The organism is Lachnoclostridium sp. Marseille-P6806 (genome assembly GCF_900625025.1).
Classification (GTDB): Bacteria; Bacillota; Clostridia; order Lachnospirales; family Lachnospiraceae; genus CAG-791.
Genome location: NZ_LR130578.1, coordinates 159,339 through 178,495, shown reverse-complemented (window position 1 = coordinate 178,495; position 19,157 = coordinate 159,339). Strand labels below are relative to the sequence as shown.

Annotated in this window: 9 protein-coding genes; 8 read left to right on the top strand and 1 reads right to left on the bottom strand. The window is 57.0% G+C overall.

Going from position 1 to position 19,157, the window contains the following annotated elements; all coding sequences use genetic code 11:
• Positions 1–228: 228 nt before the first annotated feature.
• From E0E20_RS07660 to E0E20_RS07630, 7 genes are all read left to right on the top strand, one after another.
• Positions 229–504 (top strand): type II toxin-antitoxin system HicB family antitoxin, encoded by a 276-nt coding sequence (locus E0E20_RS07660; RefSeq protein ID WP_130837615.1) that lies wholly within the window; start codon positions 229–231, stop codon positions 502–504.
• A gap of 226 nt (positions 505–730) precedes the next feature.
• On the top strand, positions 731–1,876 hold the full coding sequence (locus E0E20_RS07655; RefSeq protein WP_242622711.1) for a DUF3048 domain-containing protein: 1,146 nt from the start codon (positions 731–733) through the stop codon (positions 1,874–1,876).
• 406 nt (positions 1,877–2,282) lie between these two features.
• Positions 2,283–12,521 (top strand): DUF5979 domain-containing protein, encoded by a 10,239-nt coding sequence (locus tag E0E20_RS07650; RefSeq protein ID WP_242622723.1) that lies wholly within the window; start codon positions 2,283–2,285, stop codon positions 12,519–12,521.
• A gap of 135 nt (positions 12,522–12,656) precedes the next feature.
• Complete coding sequence (locus E0E20_RS07645; RefSeq protein ID WP_130837613.1) at positions 12,657–13,244, top strand: M48 family metallopeptidase; 588 nt, start codon at positions 12,657–12,659, stop codon at positions 13,242–13,244.
• Positions 13,245–13,413: 169 nt separating this feature from the next.
• Positions 13,414–13,845, top strand: coding sequence for a hypothetical protein (locus tag E0E20_RS07640; RefSeq protein WP_130837612.1), 432 nt, complete (start codon positions 13,414–13,416; stop codon positions 13,843–13,845).
• A 102-nt stretch (positions 13,846–13,947) separates the two neighbouring features.
• A complete protein-coding gene (gene rlmD, locus E0E20_RS07635; protein WP_130837611.1) occupies positions 13,948–15,288 on the top strand; it encodes a 23S rRNA (uracil(1939)-C(5))-methyltransferase RlmD in 1,341 nt (446 codons plus the stop codon).
• A gap of 192 nt (positions 15,289–15,480) precedes the next feature.
• Positions 15,481–16,713 (top strand): ATP-binding protein, encoded by a 1,233-nt coding sequence (locus E0E20_RS07630; RefSeq protein ID WP_130837610.1) that lies wholly within the window; start codon positions 15,481–15,483, stop codon positions 16,711–16,713.
• A 53-nt stretch (positions 16,714–16,766) separates the two neighbouring features.
• Here E0E20_RS07630 and E0E20_RS07625 read toward each other — a convergent pair whose 3' ends face one another.
• On the bottom strand, positions 16,767–17,429 hold the full coding sequence (locus E0E20_RS07625) for a Crp/Fnr family transcriptional regulator (protein WP_130837609.1): 663 nt from the start codon (positions 17,427–17,429) through the stop codon (positions 16,767–16,769).
• Between the two features lie 225 nt (positions 17,430–17,654).
• On the opposite strand from E0E20_RS07625, the gene E0E20_RS07620 reads away from it, so the two are divergent.
• A complete protein-coding gene (locus tag E0E20_RS07620) occupies positions 17,655–19,064 on the top strand; it encodes a DUF438 domain-containing protein (RefSeq protein ID WP_130837608.1) in 1,410 nt (469 codons plus the stop codon).
• Positions 19,065–19,157: the final 93 nt, after the last annotated feature.

The following is a 19,157-nucleotide window of genomic DNA, read 5'->3' as shown; positions in this document are numbered from 1 at the left end:
CCCGACTGCTTTATTATATGCTATAATATCCTCCGCGTGTGATTTATTTCCGCGGGTCATGGGCAGGATAAACATGCTGCACGTTCGTTCGCTGAATGCTGCGGAAATCAAATATCCCGCCGCCTGCCGCAGGTATCTGGCTCATGTGAAAAGGAACCCGGATTTCCGGCGCGCGGCGGCAATAAAAACCGTGATTGCAATAAATACAGAGAGGAATTCAGAAAGACCATGATGATTACCTATCCTGCGGTATTCCGTCAGAAAGAGGACGGGAGCTGGCACTGTGATTTTCCGGATCTTGCCGGATGCTACGGAGACGGCTCGACTGTCGACGAGGCGATCGACGATGCGATTGAGTCCGAGCGGGCGTGGGTGCTGGCCCGGTTCGAGGACGAGGAGGATCTGCCCCTCGTCTCCGGGGCGGAGGACATTCCGCTTGCGGAGGGCGAGCACATCCGTCAGATCGGCGCAATCATCAAGCTGATGGATGGCTTTGAGGAATAGCGGACGCTGTTCCCGCCTCGCCGGGACCGGCAGCGGGAGATGCTTTCGGCCGTGCTTCCGGCCGCTGCGTTTTCAGGCGCCGCATTTTTGTGGGTCGGAGACTATCGCCGCGGGCCGCTTTCTGCTATAATATGTTTTGTTTTTTCGTCCTGACTGCCCGGCAGCCGGTCACAGCGCTGCGGGAGAGTGATTTTGAAGAGTAGTTTTGATACGAGAGGATCAGATCATGAAGATGAACAGAAAAGCAATCAGCGCTCTTATGGCCGCCGCGGCAGCGGCCTTTCTTCTTGCCGGTTGCGGCGGCTCGGACAGCGCTTCCGAGGGCACGTCCTTTGCAAGCATCGATGAGCCGATTCCGGAGAAGCCCGTCGAGGAGGATATCCCCGAGGAGGAGCCCGAGGAAGAGGGGCCTGCGGCGACGGAGCTTCCGGACGGCATGTACCGCAGCGAGCTGACGGGCGAGGCGATCAGCGAGGAGCTCCGGGATCAGAAGCCGATCGCGGTCATGATCGACAATGAGAAGCAGGCGCTCCGCCACTACGGCACGGCTGAGGCGGATATCGTCTATGAGATCATGAACAGCACGGCCAATGACCGGATCACCCGCTTTATGGCGATCTACAAGGACTATGAGGATATCGAGCAGATCGGCTCCATCCGCTCCACCCGCCCGACGAACATTCTGCTGGCGGCGGAGTACAATGCGATGCTCTGCCACGACGGCGGCCCGTTCTATATTGACGCCTATCTTGCCAATGATTACGCCCAGCATTTTTCGGGAACCTTTTCCCGCGTCAAGAACGGCAAGAGCACGGAGTTTACTGAATATATTCTGAAAGGCGATGTGGCCGACAATTTTGCCGGTTCAAAATATTCCAAGGATTATGATCAGTTCAGGCCGGAGCAGGATACGCATTTCCAGTTCACCGATTACGGAACGGAGCTTAAGCTCAGCGACGTCTACGATTCCGTTCTGCCGGTGAAGACCATCGAGCTGCCGTTCAAGCATACGTCCTCCAAGCTGGTATACAACGAGGACACGAAGACCTATGATTTCTATGACTACGGCGAGATTCACAAGGATGCGGAGGACGATGAGGTCCTGACGTTCAAGAACGTGATTATTCAGGAATGTCCGTTCACGCAGTACGACGACAACGGCTATCTGATCTATAACTGCATCAACGTCGGCTACCGCGGCTATTACATCACGAACGGCGAGGCCAAGGATATCACATGGACCAAGACCAGCGATACCGATATCACCCGCTACTATGATTCTGACGGCAATGAGATCAAGGTCAATCAGGGGAAGACCTACATCACGCTGGTGCCGGACGATTCGTGGGATTCACTGGTGCTGAGCGAATAAATCGTATGGTATGCCCGTGCTGCATTTTGCGGCATCGCTAAAATATAAGTTCCCGCCCGGCTCCGTTGCCCGTGGCAGCTCCCGCTGCGCTCGCAGGTATTTGGCAATCGCCCTGCGCGCTGTGCTCAGATGGCTTTTTGCCTCATACCTGCTGCCTCGTCAAATGCCGGAATGCTTTTCTGCGGCGCGGTGAAAATTTTTTTTCTTGAAAAACGATCTGGATTTGACTAAAATTAATTATGAGACAGTCTCTCAACTTAGAAATCAGGACTCGGTGTTTTTTAGGAGAGCGGGTTCTGATTTCTTATGCTTTATATAACTTAAACGTTTTCGAGGGGGGCGACATTTTGCTGATTCAGCGTCCGCAACTCCTCCCGGCCCACTTGAACAGGAGTTGTTGACGAAGATGATGGCGGGAGGAAGATTCTGGAAGCGGACGATCGCAGTGGCGGGAATGGTTGCTCTTCTGACGGGGAACTTTTTTGACGCGGCGGCGGTCAGTGCGGCGGAGCTGCCGGCTGTGACGGCCGGAATGGAAAATGGAGCGGAGAACGCTTCGGCGGAGACGGCGGCAGAGGAAGCGCCGCCCGCGGCGGAGAGCGAAAATCTGACAGACAAGGCGGCGCCGGAGGAGACAGTCGGGACGGAACAGGCGGAAACCGCAGAGGAGGAAACATCGGAAGAGGAGGCTTCGGGGCAGGGGCTTTCCGGCGGAGAAATGTCGGGCGAGGAAATGCCCGAAGAGGAAATTCCGGAAGAAGAGACACCGAAAGAAACTCCGACGGAGGAGATCATGCTCTCCGTGGTGCTTCGGACGGAGGACGGGCAGGAGCTTTCGCCGGAGGGCGAGCTTCATCTGTTTGAGGACGCAGACGGAGACGGAGAAGAGACCGTTGTGCTTGCCGATGCGGCGCCGGAGCTGTCCGCAGAGGAGAGCGGCCTATCCTATCATTATGTCCGGGCGGAGCTGTCGGAGGACGGCGCGGTCTGTGAGATTGTCCGTCTTGAGAGGACGTCGGAGGAGGGCGTAAGGCTGTACCGCTATCTTCCCGTCTCGGCGGAGGATGCGGCGGAGAATTATGTCCGCATCGAAAAGGATGCGGTGCTTGTCTTCGTCTATGCGGCGGAGCAGGAGGAAAGCGGCGGAGACGCCGAGGCAGAGGAAAATCCCGGGGAGGAAACCACGTTCACGCTCCGTCATGTCGACGAGGAGGGAAACGCGCTCTCTGAGGACGAGCCGGTTCAGATCGAGGATACGCTGCTTCTTGATGAAGCGGAGGCGGCCTCGTTTGCGGGCTATGCTCTGACGAAGATTACGGTCGGGGACGAGCCGGCCGAGGCAATTGTCCGGAAAACAGCCGAGGCGCAGACGGAAGAGGAAGAGAACGAGAATCCGGCGCAGGGATTTTACTGGGCTGCCGTGCAGGACGGGGAGGAGCGGCCTCTTTCGGGAGAGGTGCTGATTTCCTATGTGTACCATCGCGTTTCGGCGGGGCATGTGACCTTTACGCTGGTGGATGAATCGGGGGAGGAGCTGAATCCCGAAAAATACAGCGGCATAGAGCTCCCGGACAGGACGGAGATTCCTCTTGCCGATGCGGGGAACCCGCCGGTTGCGGATGTCCGCCGGATTATCCGCCTCAGCGACGCGTACAGCTATGAATCGGATCGCTGCCGCTATGTCAGAGCGGCGCTCGGGACAAAGGACGGCAGAGTCATCCGCGCGCTTCGTGTGACGCCGGCGGCCGGAGAGAAGGAAGGCCCTATCGTCTCCTATACAGAGGATGGAGAAAGCTATACCGCTCTCGAAGAGGACACGACGATCTTCCTGCATTATGACAGCCCGGACTGGACACGGGCGAAGTACAGCTATTCCGGGAACGGGATGATTGTCACCGCGACGCTCAGCAGTCCCGGAGCCGTGCCTGACAACGCGGAGTTCCGCGTGACGCCGATCACGGGAGGCGAGGCCTACGACGCCTATATCCGCGCGCTGGATGAGAGCACGGGCTTTGCGCATCACGCAGGAAATACAGTGCTGCAGGATATCGCGTTCCTCGTGAAAGATGCGGAGACCGGGGAAGAGGTCGAGTTTGAGCCGACAGAGGGGAGTGTGTCGATCCGGATCCGCTTTACGGAGGGACAGCTCTCCGAGCGGGCCGCGGACGCGTCGATGATGCATGTCCGCCATCTGATGCTGCCGGAGCCGGTGAAGGAGCAGTACCCCACGACGATGCAGGCGAGCTTTGACGCGGGGGATGTGGTGACGGAGACCGTCGAGGCCAGTGCGAGCGGCGATGTCGTCGAGTTTTCTCTCGACAGTCTGTCCGGTACGGCCATCGACTTTTCGGGCTTTATCAATGATGCGAAGATTCAGCTCAACGGCGCGGATTACGACGGGCGTGAGATCGGCCTGTATGACCGTCTGACCTTTGAGCTGGATTATCAGGTGCCGGGGAACAGTCTCACGGCGGATAACCATACTATTGAATACAAGCTCCCGGAGAACTTCCGGCTGAAGAATGATATTTCGGGCGTGGTGTTTGCCAGCGACGGCCGCCGGATCGGCAGTTATACCATTACCAATGGCGCCGACGGACGGGCGAAGATCAGCATCACCTTTGACGACAGCTATGCGCAGAAAAATATATCAGGGCTCCCGATCAACGGTTATATCCGCTTCACGGCCACTGGCGAGGAGGCGAGCGGGGGTGAGGGCGGCAAGACGCCGATTCGCTTTACGGAGGATATTGTCCGTGAGATCCTGGTGAGGAAAAAGAGTTATCAGTCGGAGGATCTGCAGGTCGAAAAATCGCAGGGAGCCGTAGACAACGCGGCCGGCACGGTAAGCTACACCATACGGGTCACGAGCAAGAACGGAACGAGCAAGGACATTCTCATCGAGGACGATCTGTCATGCTCCTGTCCTCTGACGCTGGAGGCCAGAACGATCACGAAGAACGGGCAGACCTATGTGCCGAAGAAGAGCACGGAGTCGGGCACGGCGTTTTCCTATACCCTCGGGCCGATGCAGGCGGGCGATGAATACCGTATCACATATACGGCGAAGCTCACAGAGGGCGGCAATATCGACGCAACGGCGACCAACAAGGTTCATGTCGTGTCCGAGGACCCAGGAGGACACAAGATAGAGGACAGCGAGTCCATAAAGACGGAATTCCGTCAAAACATGGTGAGCAAGTCGGGCGCGCTGCAGACTGACGGTTCGATCGAGTGGACGATCAAGGTCAACTCCGGCGGCGCGAATCTTGCGGGCTGGAAGCTCTCGGATACGCTGAACGGCAAGGCATACACCGGGACGGTGCATATTTCTCCGTCGATCGGGGGAAACAGCACGATTACGCTTCCCTATACCTTTGCCAATACAGAGGACCGCAGAACCTACACGATCACCTATAAGACCAGGGAGCAGCAGGCCGGTGTCAGCTCCGTCACGAACAAGGTGACGGCGGAAAAGTCCGGTGAGCTGCCAAAGACCAGCGAGAGCACGGTGAGCATCGGAACGGCGCCGGGCGTCATGACGAAAAAGGCGGAGGGTGTTGCGCTGAAGTCAGACGGCAAAACCGTGATTCTTTCCTGGAACATCAAAGTGGATCCGCAGGGCGCCGTACTGCGCGCGGACTGGACGTTCCGCGATACGCTGAATGACGGTCAGTACTTCAGCGCAGAGCAGAAAACGATGGTTGAGGACGCGTGGAAGGCGGCGGTGGGGGCCGGGAACTACACCATTGTGTTTTCCCCTGCCGATAAACCGAATTCCTATGCCGTCACGGTGAAAAAGGACCAGACGGCAGTCTTTGCGTACCATTATGAATCCACGGCGGTACTGACCAATCCCGACGCGGACAAAAAATTTACCAACTGGGCGCAGATCGACGGGACTAATATCCATGGCTGGGCCAGTAATTCGTACAGACCTGTGCGTCCTCTTGTGAAGAAGCTGGACGCGGTGGCGGGGACTTCCGCAGACACGACGCATAATTCCACGGACCCGGACATTTACCGCGACGGTGTGACGACGCTCAAATGGACGGCGGAGGTGACGATTCCCGATGAGGCCAAAGGGAATATCGGTTCCTTTACGATTACCGACACGCTTCCGGCCGGGGTGACGCTGTCGAAGCTTGAACTGGCGGAGCCGTATTACCGCACATTCAAGGACGGCACGAATGAGAACCTCGAGCAGTGGGCGTGGTTTAACGAGAGCGGGACGAGCGAGAAAGCAAATGCCGAAATAAGCGGTCAGACGGTCAAAATGATTCTCTCGGAGGGCTTTGTGAAAAAGATCCCCTCCGGTCAGGTCGTGCGCATTACGTACAGCGTGACGCTCGACAAGGATGATTCATGGAGCGTGGACACGGCAAGGGCCTTTGTCAATACGGTCTCGACAAGCAGCGAAAAAGGCGGTGATACCTACAAGAAAGAGGCGCAGCAGAAGCAGACCGTCACCAAGAAAAAGGAGGGAACGACCGGAAGGCCGCTCCTTTCCAAGTCCATCACCAGCCAGTTGAAGGACTGGAGCTATTACGAGGGCAACGTGATCGATTACGCGGCGGACATCAATCCGAACGCGGAGGATGTGGATCCCGCAAGCCCCACGATCACGGTCGAGGATGCGCTTTCGTTCGAGAATAATACCTACAGCAATGTGCATGTGAGCCTTGTTCCCGGCTCCGTGACGGTCTATGAGATCGCGGCGGACGGGCAGAAGACTCCGCTGGAGCCGGGAAAGGACTTCCGCTATGTGCTGACGGAGGAATCGAACGCGGCGTCGGGCGGCTCGGCGAACTGCACCGAGCGTCTTACGCTCACGCTCCCGGACGAGAAGACGCTGCGCCTTGAGTACAGCTACCGGATCTCCGGCAAGGTCGACACCTGGACCAAGGTCGATAATACGATCCATATGGAGGGGGAGACGGATCCCTCGCCCGGCGGAAGCACAAGCACGAGCTTTAAGATATCGAACAATGCGGCCGGCGCGAGTGTCGACGGGATCAGTGTCTACAAGGTGGATGAGGAGAACGTCGGCCGGATGCTGAACGGCGCGGTTTTCGCCCTTTACCGCTACGTGAACGGCGAGTACCGGAATATGGGGCAGTACGTCTCGGGGAAGAACGGGAACGCCGGAGATCTCAGCCTCACGAATCTCGCCTATAATACGGCGTATCGTCTTGTGGAGGTGACTCCGCCGGCAGGCTATGAGATTTCGAAAAACGAGATAGTGTTCCTGATCCGGAATGACGATAAGATCAAGTATCCGGAGTCAAAGCCCGCGGACTTTGCCGGAACCGTGTATTCGGGAGGAGAAATTCAGTATTACGGAGACAGGAAAATCCGCCCGGGAAGCCTTGTGCTGGAAAAGAAAATCGGAGCCGGGACGCCCGAAGAAAGCGGTGCGCAGACCCGGACTTATGAATTTACTGTGCAGAATACATGGAACGGCAAATACCATGATCAGACGGGAACGCCCGTCGGCTACGACCCCGCAGCGGCGGTGATTCAGGTTAGGGCCGGGCAGTCGGTGACGATTCCGAATCTGCCGAAGGGTCGCTATAAGATCGAAGAGAGGCTGGACGGTGCGCAGATTGCGAACTATACGCTGCAGGTGGATTACGACAGCACCAATCAGGAATACTCCGTGGAATCGGGGACCAAGACGACGGCCGTCATCACAAACAGCTATACCCGGAGGACCGGTGTCCTGCGGCTCCGCAAGGCCTTTATAGGCATGCCCGAGACGCTTGATACGGCAAAGCTCTACTTCCTTGTAAGTGACGGAAGCACGGCGGAGGATCGCTTTTACCGGAGCGACGGCGCGGGCGGCTTTATCAAGGGAAATGCAGCCTCGTCCAAAATTTCCTTTGCGGATTTTACATCTGGAGTCTATGAGATCAAGGGACTCCCGGCGGGCGCGCGCTATCAGGTATTCGAGTATGATGCGGCGTATGACAAAAACACCGGGCAGCCGCTTGTCGGGTATACGCTGGAGGCAAGCTGCTATGACGGAGCCGCATCGATCGGCGGAGATCAGAGCGTTCAGACGGAACCTGTCGCGGCGGAGGGAACAACGGAGCTTCTTATCACAAACCGCTACGAGCCGGAGCTGGGGTATCTGCGGCTTACGAAACGACTCGGAACGGGAAGTCCTGTGTCGGCACAGGCAAAGGACTATTACGTGACCGTGTACAACAAAGCACTCGGAAAATATTACGGCGCGGACGGCACGCCGAGCGACAGCATACAGAAAATTGCGTTGCGCGCCGGGATGCCGGTCGAGCTGGAGAAGATTCCAGCGGGAGAGTATACCGTGACGGAGCTCACGGACAGCGCGGCGATCGATTCGTATTCTCTCGAGGTCGAAATCAATGGAACAGCGGCGGCCGGGGCGGACGTCAATGTTGCGAAAACCACGACGGAGGCGGCTCCGGCAGAGGCGGTGATCACGAACAGCTACACGCAGAAAAAGGGTTCCGTCGTGCTCAAAAAGGCGACGACGGCGACCAATGCGGACGGCACCGCGAATCCGGGACTCACGGCGGGACGGAGCTACCGCTTTACGCTGCAGCATCAGGGGACTGGAACCTATTATGACAAGGACGGCGCGGCGAGCAGCACGCCCGTGACGATCGAGGTTCCGGCGAATGGGCAGGTCAGTGTGACAAGCATCCCGGTCGGTGAGTATACTGTCGCCGAGGAGCGCAGTTCCGCGGTGATCGGCAATTATACGCTGACCGTCGAGGGCGAGGGCGGCGTTACGGTCACGGAGGACGGCGTCGGCACACCGGCGGAGAAAACCATTACGAACCGCTATACGCAGGATACTGGGAGCCTCAAGCTCTCCAAGAAGATCGGCGCGGGGACCAGCCCGGCGATTCTTGCCGAGGTGTCCGCAAAAGACTATCAGTTCACGGTCCGGAATATTACAACCAATACATGGTATGACGCGGCGGGAATCCCAAACAACGCCGGAGAGAGCCTCATTACCGTCAAGGCGGGAAGCTCGGTCACGATCCCGAATCTGCCCATCGGAACCTACCGCATCGAGGAGAAAACGGATGCGGCGTCGGCGGCAGGCTACACGCTCGAGGTGAACGGAAGCGGAGAAGAGCTTGAGATCGTCAAGGACACGGAGGCCTCTCATACCATCACGAATACCTACACGCAGAAAGTGGGAAGTCTGCGCCTTGTAAAGAAGCTCAGCGCGGGGAGCCCTGTCTCCGCGGAAACGCGGACCTACCGCTTTACGGTGCAAAGCAATACGACAGGGAAGTATCACGGGAAAGACGGCGCCGTCTCGGACAGCACGCTGCCCGTTGAGATAAAGCCGGGGCAGGATGTGCTTCTCACAGGACTTCCGATCGGCAGCTACACGGTAAGGGAGCTGAGCGGAGAGGCCGCAATTTCAGGATATACACTGTTGGTGGAGGGCGATGCGGGGAGTGTTGCCGTGGCGGAGAACACAATCTCCGCGGCAGTGATCACGAATACCTATACGCAGAAAGTCGGCAGGCTCAGGCTGTCCAAGGCGGTTTCGATCACGCCGGAGAGCCCCGAGGCGCTGGCGGCTGCGGGCGCCCGGAGCTACCGTATTACGGTGTTTTGCCCGACGACGGGTCTGTATTATGATAAGGACGGAAAGGGGCAGGTCTATGCGGTCATCGATGTGAAAAACGGCGAGACGCTGACGATTGATCATCTTCCGATCGGCAGCTATGAGGTGAAAGAGCTTTCCGCCGACGCGGAGATCGATGGCTACGGCCACCGCGTCGAGGGCGAGGGCGGCGTCACGGTGAACGAAAACGCCACGGCATCCGCTTCCATCCGCAATATTTATACGCAGAAGACAGGAAAGCTGGTGCTCCGAAAGAGTGTGGAGAAGCGGGAGGCTGACGGCACGCTGGTCACGGATCCTGTACTTCTGGCAAAGGAGTTCCTTTTCACCGTGCGAAGCACTGTGAACGCTCTCTATTACGATGAGGCGGGAAATTCCAGCAATTCCGCGGACACGGTCGTGCGGGTGCGGGCGGATCAGGCCGACGGCGTCACGATCCCGAATCTGCCGGTCGGAAGCTATGAGATCCGGGAGAAGACGGCGGATGTGCAGATAGGTGCGTACAGCCTTGTCGTCACCGGGGAGGGAACCGTGCAGGTGACCGAGGGCGGCTCGCCCGCGGCGCATATCAAAAATCACTATACGCAGAAAACCGGAAAACTTCGGCTGGAAAAGCTGATCGCGCCGGGCAGCCCTGTGGATGCGGAGACGAAGACCTATCTCTTTACCGTGCAGAACAACGCGACGCATCAGTATTATGATGCGGCGGGGCATGCCTATGATGGAAGCAGTCCGGTGACCATTCCGGTGAAGCCGGGAATACCGGTCGTCCTTGGCGGGATCCCCGTCGGCAGCTACACCGTGCGGGAGGTTGAGTCCGGAGCGGAGATTCCGTATTACAGCAGAGAAACGACCGGGAGCGGCGAGACCGTCACGGTTTCGGACACCGGAACCGCATCGGCGGCGATCACGAACCGCTACACGAGGGACCGGGGAGAGATTGCGCTTCGCAAGAAAGCGAGCATCACCGCCGGCGGGACGCTGCCCGACAGCTTCCGCTTTACCGTACAGAGCAAGGCGACCGGAAAATATTATGACAAGGACGGAGCAGAGTCCGACACCGCGGCGGAGATCGAGGTGAAAACCAATGAAAAGATCCCTGTGGTGATCACCGGGCTTCCGGTGGGCGATTACGAGGTCCGAGAGGTGACGGCGGGGACGCATATCGCCGGTTACAGCTTAAGGACCGTCGGCGAGGGCGAAGCGACCGTGATCAAGGATTCCGTGGCGCTCGTTACGATTCAGAATATCTACACGCAGGATGTCGGCTCGCTGAAGCTCGGAAAGAAAGCCGTCATTCCGACGGGAGATGAAGATAAGCTGCCGGCAAAGTATTATCTTACGGTGAAGAATACCGCCACCGGGCACTTTTACAGCTACGATGCCGCGCAGGCGGCGCTCGGCAATCCGTCTGCCAAGGATGAGGGAACGACGGAAACAGAAATCGCGCTGGTTCCGAACGGGGCGGAAATTGTTCTGACCGGACTTCCGGTCGGAGACTACGATATACAGGAGACGGTGGACAAGGCGGCGGTCGCGGACTATACGCTGTCGGTCGGCGGCCGCGGGATTGCGTCGGTCTCAAAAGACATGACGACGCCGGTCACGGTGATCAATACCTACACCAAGGACAAGGGGGCGCTGCGGCTTGTGAAGCTCCTCGGGGCGGGAAGTCCCGCCGCGGCCTCAGGCAAGACCTACCGGTTTACCGTCCGGAATAAGATCACGGGACATTACTATGCCTATCAGGAGCCCGCGAATCCGGGGGATGATACGGCCGTGGACAAGGGCACGGCGAAAACGGAGATTTTCGTGAAGCCGGGCGGAGGAAATGCCGTCACACTGAGCGGCCTCCCGGTCGGGGAATATGAGATTCTGGAGACAGAACCTGACGGCGCGGCGATCGCGGGCTATACGGTGGACAGCGCTCCGTTCGATACGCCGGTAACGATACAGGTCCGCAAGGATCTCACGGCGTCGCCGGGTATCACGAATACCTATACCCGCGATACCGGTTCCCTCACGCTCAAAAAGGCTGTGACCGGTCTGGGAGGCGCGGTTCCGGCGGATTACGATCCGCATTTCATGATCACGACCGGAAATCCCGTGAAGCCGCTGTATGTGAGCTTCGGCGCGGTGACGGACGGCAAGGCGACGGCGGCTCTTACGGAGACGCGGACGGAAATCAGTTATCGGGCCTCGATGGACGGGGCCGGAGGTGACCGTTCGCTGACGCTTACGGGGCTGCCTGCGGGCCGCAGCTATCAGGTCACAGAGCTGGACAGCGCGGGCCGGGTGATTGCAGGCTATACGCTGGCCGGCGTCTCGGCGGACAAGACCGTTGTGATCGCGGTAAAGGGCGATGCCGAAACCGCGGTGATGACGAACGACTATGAAGAGAATCACGTTGATATTACCAAGGTAAAGGATGAGGACGGCTTGGGACTTGCCGGTGCAAAGCTCCAGCTTCTCCGGGAGGACGGGACGGTTTACGCCGAGTGGATCAGTACGGCGGCATCCACCGTTCTCACGGGGGTGCCAAGCGGCACCTACACGCTGCATGAGGTAAAAGCGCCGGACGGCTATAAAGTGGCGGATGATATCAAGGTCGAGGTAAACGGAGCGGAGACTCTGGTGACCATGCGGGACAAGGCGCAGCCCACCCCGTCGCCGACCCCGCCTACGCCTCCTACCCCGCCTGATACCCCGCCTACGCCCTCGACGCCTCCGTCTACCCCTCCGACGCCGTCAACACCGCCGTCTACTCCTCCAACGCCACCGACGCCTCCTGCGCCGCCGACTCCGCCTACGCCGCCGGACACGGAGATCGGCTCGGCGAAGAAAAAGAACAACTCCGGTACGAAAGGAAACCGCAGAACGGTAGCGGGCGCGAGACGGGGAATGATCGAGACAGGAGACAGGTCCAATCCTCTGCTTCCGCTTTCCATGATGGCAGGCGGCGGACTGCTTCTTCTGGGATGGCTCCTCGCGAGAAGAAAGAAGAAAAAGTGAGGCCGGGAGCTTGCGGAGTGCAGACGACAAACGTATTATAAAGTAAAAGAAAGTGAGATCAGAAAAGCCGACAGAAAGCATGTCGGCTTTTCTGATCTGTGTAAGACGGCAGCCATGGCTGTACAAGGGGGCGGAATGGAAAAGAAATACCGGCTGGTGCGCAGCGCCCGGCGGACGCTTGCGATGGAGATCACCAGAGAGGGAGAGCTTGTGGTCCGGGCTCCCCGCCGTCTGCCGCTTCGCGAGATTGAGGCATTCATCGAGAAACATGAGGATTGGGTGGCGCAGCATTTTGTGCGCTGGGAGGAACGGCAGAAAAAGCAGCGGGCCCGGGCGGAGGAGCCCATCGGATGCAGAGAGCGGCAGTGCCTTTTGAAGCAGGCGGCCCGCGAGCTCCCGCCGCGGGTGGAGCGGATGGCCGCCCGTATGGGCGTAAGCTATGGACGCATCACCATCCGCAGTCAGAAGACGCTGTGGGGGAGCTGCTCGGCCAAGGGAAATCTCAGCTTCAACTGTCTGCTGATGAAGCTGCCGGAGGAAGTCACGGATTATGTGATCGTCCATGAGCTGGCGCACCGGCGCCATATGAATCATTCCCGCGCATTCTGGCAGGAGGTGGAACGCGTGATGCCGGATTACCGGGAGAGACGGCGCGCGCTGAAAGAGACCGGCGGCGTCTGGATCGAGGCGCTGCGCGAGGGCGAGCGTCTGCAGCAGCCGTAAGAAGCCGCGGAAAATTCCCATTCCGGAAAGAGACAGCGGAAAGCTCTGGAGAGCAGAGAGCGCACTGCTCCGATCGCTTCTCCGGCAGGCGGCGCCCCGCGTTCTTGCGTGCGGGAGGGACGGAATATATAATGTAGCGGGCGGACAGAGCGCCGCCGCGGGGGCAGTTATGTCGAGTATTATCAGAGAGAATCAGTTTTTCGACAATGAGATGGATTTCTGCCGCGTCAGAAACGGCGAGGCAAAGCAGAGAGTGGAGAACCTTTTTCTGAAAAACGGGATCTCGTATTTTGTGAAGTGGGAGGAGCGGCCCTTTCTCGATCGCCTGTTCCGACGGGACGGCGAGGAGACGGTCATCCTGCGGATCAATACGCGGGACTACGCCAAGGCGCTGGGGCTGGTGGAGCATCTCGATTCCGTGAAGATTCTCAGCGGGGAGCCGGCGCATGACTGGTCCCCGAAAGAGGAGCTGCGCCTGCGCAAGGAGGGAAGCTTCTTGATCCGGGAGGAGAACGGCGGCGAGCCGGATGCGGAAGATGGGCCGCTTGCGGAGAGTGAAGCATCTGCGGACGACGAGCCGGATGCGGATTATTTCCGGTGACGGCGAAGTCTGAATAAGCTTTGACCGCAGCCGTAAAATCGCCTGCGCAGGGTGCTTGCGGCGCGGCCTTGCAGGGAACGTTTTGATATGGAGATTGTTAATATGAACAGAGACGGAAGCGCCGGAGGGCGCGGACGCAGCGATAAAAAAAGAGCTTTTCAGGCGGAGCCTGCGGCAGCGGAGCATGAGCATGCGCCGCGCGCGGTTCGCTGTCCGCATTACCGCCGCTGCGGCGGCTGCTCCATGATCAATATTCCCTATGAGGAGCAGCTTCAGCGCAAGCAGGTGTTTGTGGAGGAGTGCATCGGGAGCTTCGGGTCGGTGGAGACGATTCTCCGGATGAAAAATCCGGATCATTACCGTAATAAGGTCACATCGGTCTTTGCGGAGGGTACAGGGCCGTTCCCGGCAAAGCGCAGGGGACAGAATGCGGCGGGCCGGGCGGAGCAGGGAGGCTCCTCCCGGGGCGGCAGGCAGGCAAAGAGGGGCCGCGGCATCATCTGCGGCATGTATGAGAAAGACTCTCACAGGGTTGTTCCGGTGGAGAAATGTCTGCTGGAGGATGTGCGCGCCGACGCGGTCATACAGTCCGTCCTCTCTCTTATGCCGTCGTTCCGGATCGCGCCCTACAACGAGGACACCGGAACGGGGCTTCTCCGCTACGTGCAGGTGCGGACGGCCCGCGCGACCCGTCAGCTCATGGTGACGCTGGTGACGGCCGATCCCGTGTTTCCCTCCAGAAATAATTTCGTCGCGGCGCTCCGGAAGCTCCATCCTGAAATCACAACGATTGTCCAGAACATCAATGACCGGACGGACAGCATGGTTCTGGGCGAGAGAGAAAGGGTGCTCTTCGGAAAGGGCTACATCGAGGACCGGCTGTGCGGCAAAACGTTTCGCATTTCCTCGCGCTCGTTCTATCAGGTGAATGCTTTGCAGACCGAAAAGCTCTACCATATTGCAATCGACTATGCGGGGCTCTCGGGAAAGGAGACGGTGCTGGACGCCTACTGCGGCATCGGTACGATCGGTATCTGCGCTTCGGACAGTGCAAAGGAGGTCATCGGCATCGAGCTGAACCGCGAAGCGGTGCGAGATGCCGCGGTGAATTCCGCGCAGAATGCGGACGGGCGGTCCAAGGTTGTCATTTGTCAGGGCGATGCGGCGGAGCTTGCCGAGGAATTTGCCGGGGAGGGCCGGCAGGTGGACGTGCTGTTCATGGATCCTCCGCGTGCCGGCTCCACAGAGCGGTTCATGGAGGCGGCCTGCCGCCTGTCTCCGAAGAAGATAGTCTATATTTCCTGCAATCCGGAGACACTGGGCCGGGATCTCGCGTTTTTCACCGCGCACGGCTACCGGATGAAAAAGGCGCAGCCGGTCGATATGTTCCCGGCCACGCCGGGGGTGGAGACGGTGGTGCTGCTGTCACGCTCCAACGGATAAATGTATTCAAACGTTCCGGCAATAGTCCGGCTCACCGGTTTGCCGGGCATATGGAACAGAGAACTGCTCCCCTCAAGGAATATATAGATACATCAGCGACTATTCTAAAACATAATTTTCGAATAGCCGCTTGTTTTTTAATATATTAGCGACTATAATAAAACGTGGTTTTAGATTAGTCGGAGGCGTAAAATGGCATATATTCAAAGAGCTATTTCAAAGACGCTGAAAAACAGGGTAAAAACAAGCAAATGTACTTTGATAGAGGGTGCAAGACAGGTTGGGAAATCAACATTAGTAAAGCATGAATTCCCAGAATACAATCGAACCAATTTTGATGACAGACTGACCAGACTGCAGGCAAAGGAAGAGCCGAAGTTATTTTTCTTAAATAATCCCTGTCCTTTATTTATTGATGAAGTTCAAAAAGAGGAATCGATACTGGAAGAGATTAAACAGAAAGTGGATGAATCGGATGAAAGAGGACAATTCATCCTGTCAGGTTCGCATAAACTGGAGCTGATGAAAGGCGTAAGTGAATCATTGGCAGGAAGAGTGTCTGTATATGAGTTAAGCGGACTGTCGTTGCGGGAGATTTATCATATTGGATTTAATAAGCATTTTGTTCCAACTGACGAGTATATACGGGAACGGGAGCGTGAAGTCATAACATATGAAAATATCTGGGATATCATTCATAAAGGCTCCTATCCGGAATTATATGACATAGAAAGAGATTGGCAGGAGTTCTATTCATCCTATGTATCTACATATTTGGAAAGAGACATCAATGAGCTGATTTCAACGGACAGTATTACATTTACTAAGTTTTTGACGGCAGCTGCGGCCAGAACGGGAGAAATGCTGAACTATGCGAATATTGCCGGTGAAATCGGCGTGAGTGAGCCGACGATAAAGAACTGGATTTCCATTTTGGAAAGAACAGGAATTGTTTACTTATTGCAGCCTTACAGCGCAAGTGTATTAAACCGCGCAATAAAAACGCCTAAGATATATTTTAGAGATACGGGGCTTGCCTGCTTTTTGACCAGGTGGCTGACAGCCGACGCACTGAAAAATTCGGCAGTTGCAGGCAGTATGTTTGAGACATTTATAGTTTCCGAGATTTTGAAATCATATTCCAATGAGGGAAAAGATTACCGCTTTAATATATTTTATTATCGGGGAAAGGACAGACGCGTTTCCGGTGAAAATGAAATAGATTTAATTATTGAAGAGGATGGCATTCTTTATCCTGTGGAGATTAAGATGTCAGGAAATCCAAAAGTCGGTATGGGAGCGTCCAACCAAGTGCTCGATAAAATTCCGAATAAGAAAAGAGGAATGGGAATTATCCTCTGCCTGATCGATAAAAAGACATACCTGAGAGAAAATCTGATGGCATTGCCTGTTTATTATATTTGATCGGATATGCTGATTTCTGCAATGCCGGACGTATTTGTCGTTATCCCGCATATTCATGCTCTATCCCGCAGGACGAACTCATTCTTCTTATAGGAGATGAGTCCGTCCTTTTGCATTTTGCTGAGCTCATTCGACATGGCGCTGCGGTCGACGCCCAGATAATCGGCGAGCTGCTGCCGGTCAAAGGGGATGGTAAAATGTGTGCTTCCGTTTATCATGGCCTGCTCCGACAGGTACGACAGCAGCTTTTCCCGCAGAGCTCTGGGCGCCGTGTGCAGCATCCGGCTCGAGAGATTCAGGTTCTTCTGCGCCGAGATGCTAAGCAGGTTCCGGATCAGGCGATGGTGGAAAGAGCAGCTGCTCTGACAGGTGGTAAGGAGCCTGCTCATGTCAAGGAAGAGGATATCGCTGTCTTCTGCGGCTATTACATCGCAGATCAGCTCTTTGCCGGGAAGCGCGGCGTAGTTTTCCGCGAAGATCTGGCCCTTTTCCATGTGGCCGAAGATCTGGCTGCTTCCCCAGTAGAAATTCACTACGATATTGACGCTGCCCTCCAGAACCATTCCGATCTCGTGGACGCTGCTCCCTGCGCGGAAGATCGTTTCGCCTTTCTGATATTTCTTCTCGCTGGCGCCGAGACAGGCCAGCATCTGTTCGATTTCCTTTTCATTTACGGCATGAAAAAGCGGCGTATGGGACAGAAAAAAATAACTCATCAAAGCCTCTTTCGTTGTTGTAACAACATAAATGTTGCGGAAATTATAATATTCTTCCGTTGAACAGTCAATAACGGGCTGTAAACCCGTTGATCACAGGAACAAAGGGTGAAAGTTTGAAAGTCCTGCTGATGCAGTCCTTTCAAACTCCGACATCGGTGCGGAGCACCGAGTTGCAGATCGCATCGGCGAATTTGAAATTCGCCTCGCGGGAAAGAGGGAACAATGTCAGACAAAATCGATTTTACAAAATCCGTATATGAGCGGATCCCGGAAAAGGGTGATCCGCGGGAGGCAGGCGCAGACCGGGCGGAGCAGTTAAAGAGCTATCTGAAGAGGCTTGGCAACGGCGAGGCTCTGGCAACGGTGCGGGCTGATTTCATAGAGAGCTTCCGCGATGTGGAGGCGTCCGAGATCATGAGGGCGGAGCAGGAGCTTCTGAGAGCGGGAACGCCGCTCACGGAGGTACAGAAGCTCTGCGACGTGCATTCCGCGCTGTTCCATGGCTCCACGCGGGAAGAAAGGCTTGCGAATGCGGAAAAGGAGGTGGAGGCCTCGATAAAGCGCCGGAGCGGCGCGGGGCAGAATACAGAGGCAGGGGAGAGCACAGAGGCGGGAAAGAATGCTTATGCGGAGAAGAAAGCGGCCGCGTCCGCGCTGACAGCCATCGCGGGGCACCCCCTGAACCAGTTCACGAAAGAGAACGAGGCGCTGGAGCGTCTTCTTGCGGCCCTGCGCGGGGCCGCCGCAGACCGGAAAATCACGGAGCAGCAGATCACGCAGCTCCGCGACCTCGCCGTTCACTATGCGAAGAAGGGGGATCTTCTCTACCCGCATCTGAAAGTGAAGTACGGCATTTCCGGGCCGTCGGACGTCATGTGGACGGTCGATGACGAGATCCGGGACGAGCTGGGAAGTCTGGCAAAGGCAGAGCGGCGGGACGACGGGTGGTATGAGCGCCTTGAGAAAGTCCTGACCCGCGCGGAGGAGATGATCTACAAGGAGAAGAATATTCTCTTTTCTGTCTGTGCCGTGAACTTCACGCAGGAGGAATGGTATTCCCTCTATCAGGATTCAAAAGACTATGCTGAAGTATTCGGCGTGCCTTTCGGAAGCTGGGATGAGGCCGAGCGGGTAAGAGAGGCGGCCGGACAGGCGCAGAGCGGATCAGACGGCGGTGCGGAGGAAGCCCTTGCAGGCGAGGAGGTCGTGATGCCGGGCGGCCATATGACCGTGCCGCAGCTCACCGCGCTTCTCAATACAATTCCGCTGGAGATCAGTTTTGTCGACGCGGACAACATCAACCGCTTCTTCAACGAGGGGCCCAAGGTGTTCAAGCGTCCGGGCATGGCGATTGACCGCGAGGTCTTCTCCTGCCACCCGCCGAAGATCGAGCCCATGGTGCGGAGCATACTGGACAGCTTCCGGAACGGGACGCGGGACAGCGTTCCCGTCTGGATGGAGAAGAACGGCAGGACGATGCTGGTGACCTATATGGCGGTAAGGGATAAAGAGGGAAACTACCTTGGAACGGCCGAACTGGTGCAGGATATGGAGGAGATCAGGGAGCATTTTGTGAAAACGGAACAAGCGGGGCAGAAGGATAAACCGGCGGACCCGCAGACGCTTTACTGATCAGGACGCAAGGACAGGACGCAGGGACAGATCAAAACGCGGGAGCCGATCAAGACACAGGAGCAGGTTAAAACGCGGAAACAGATCAAACAG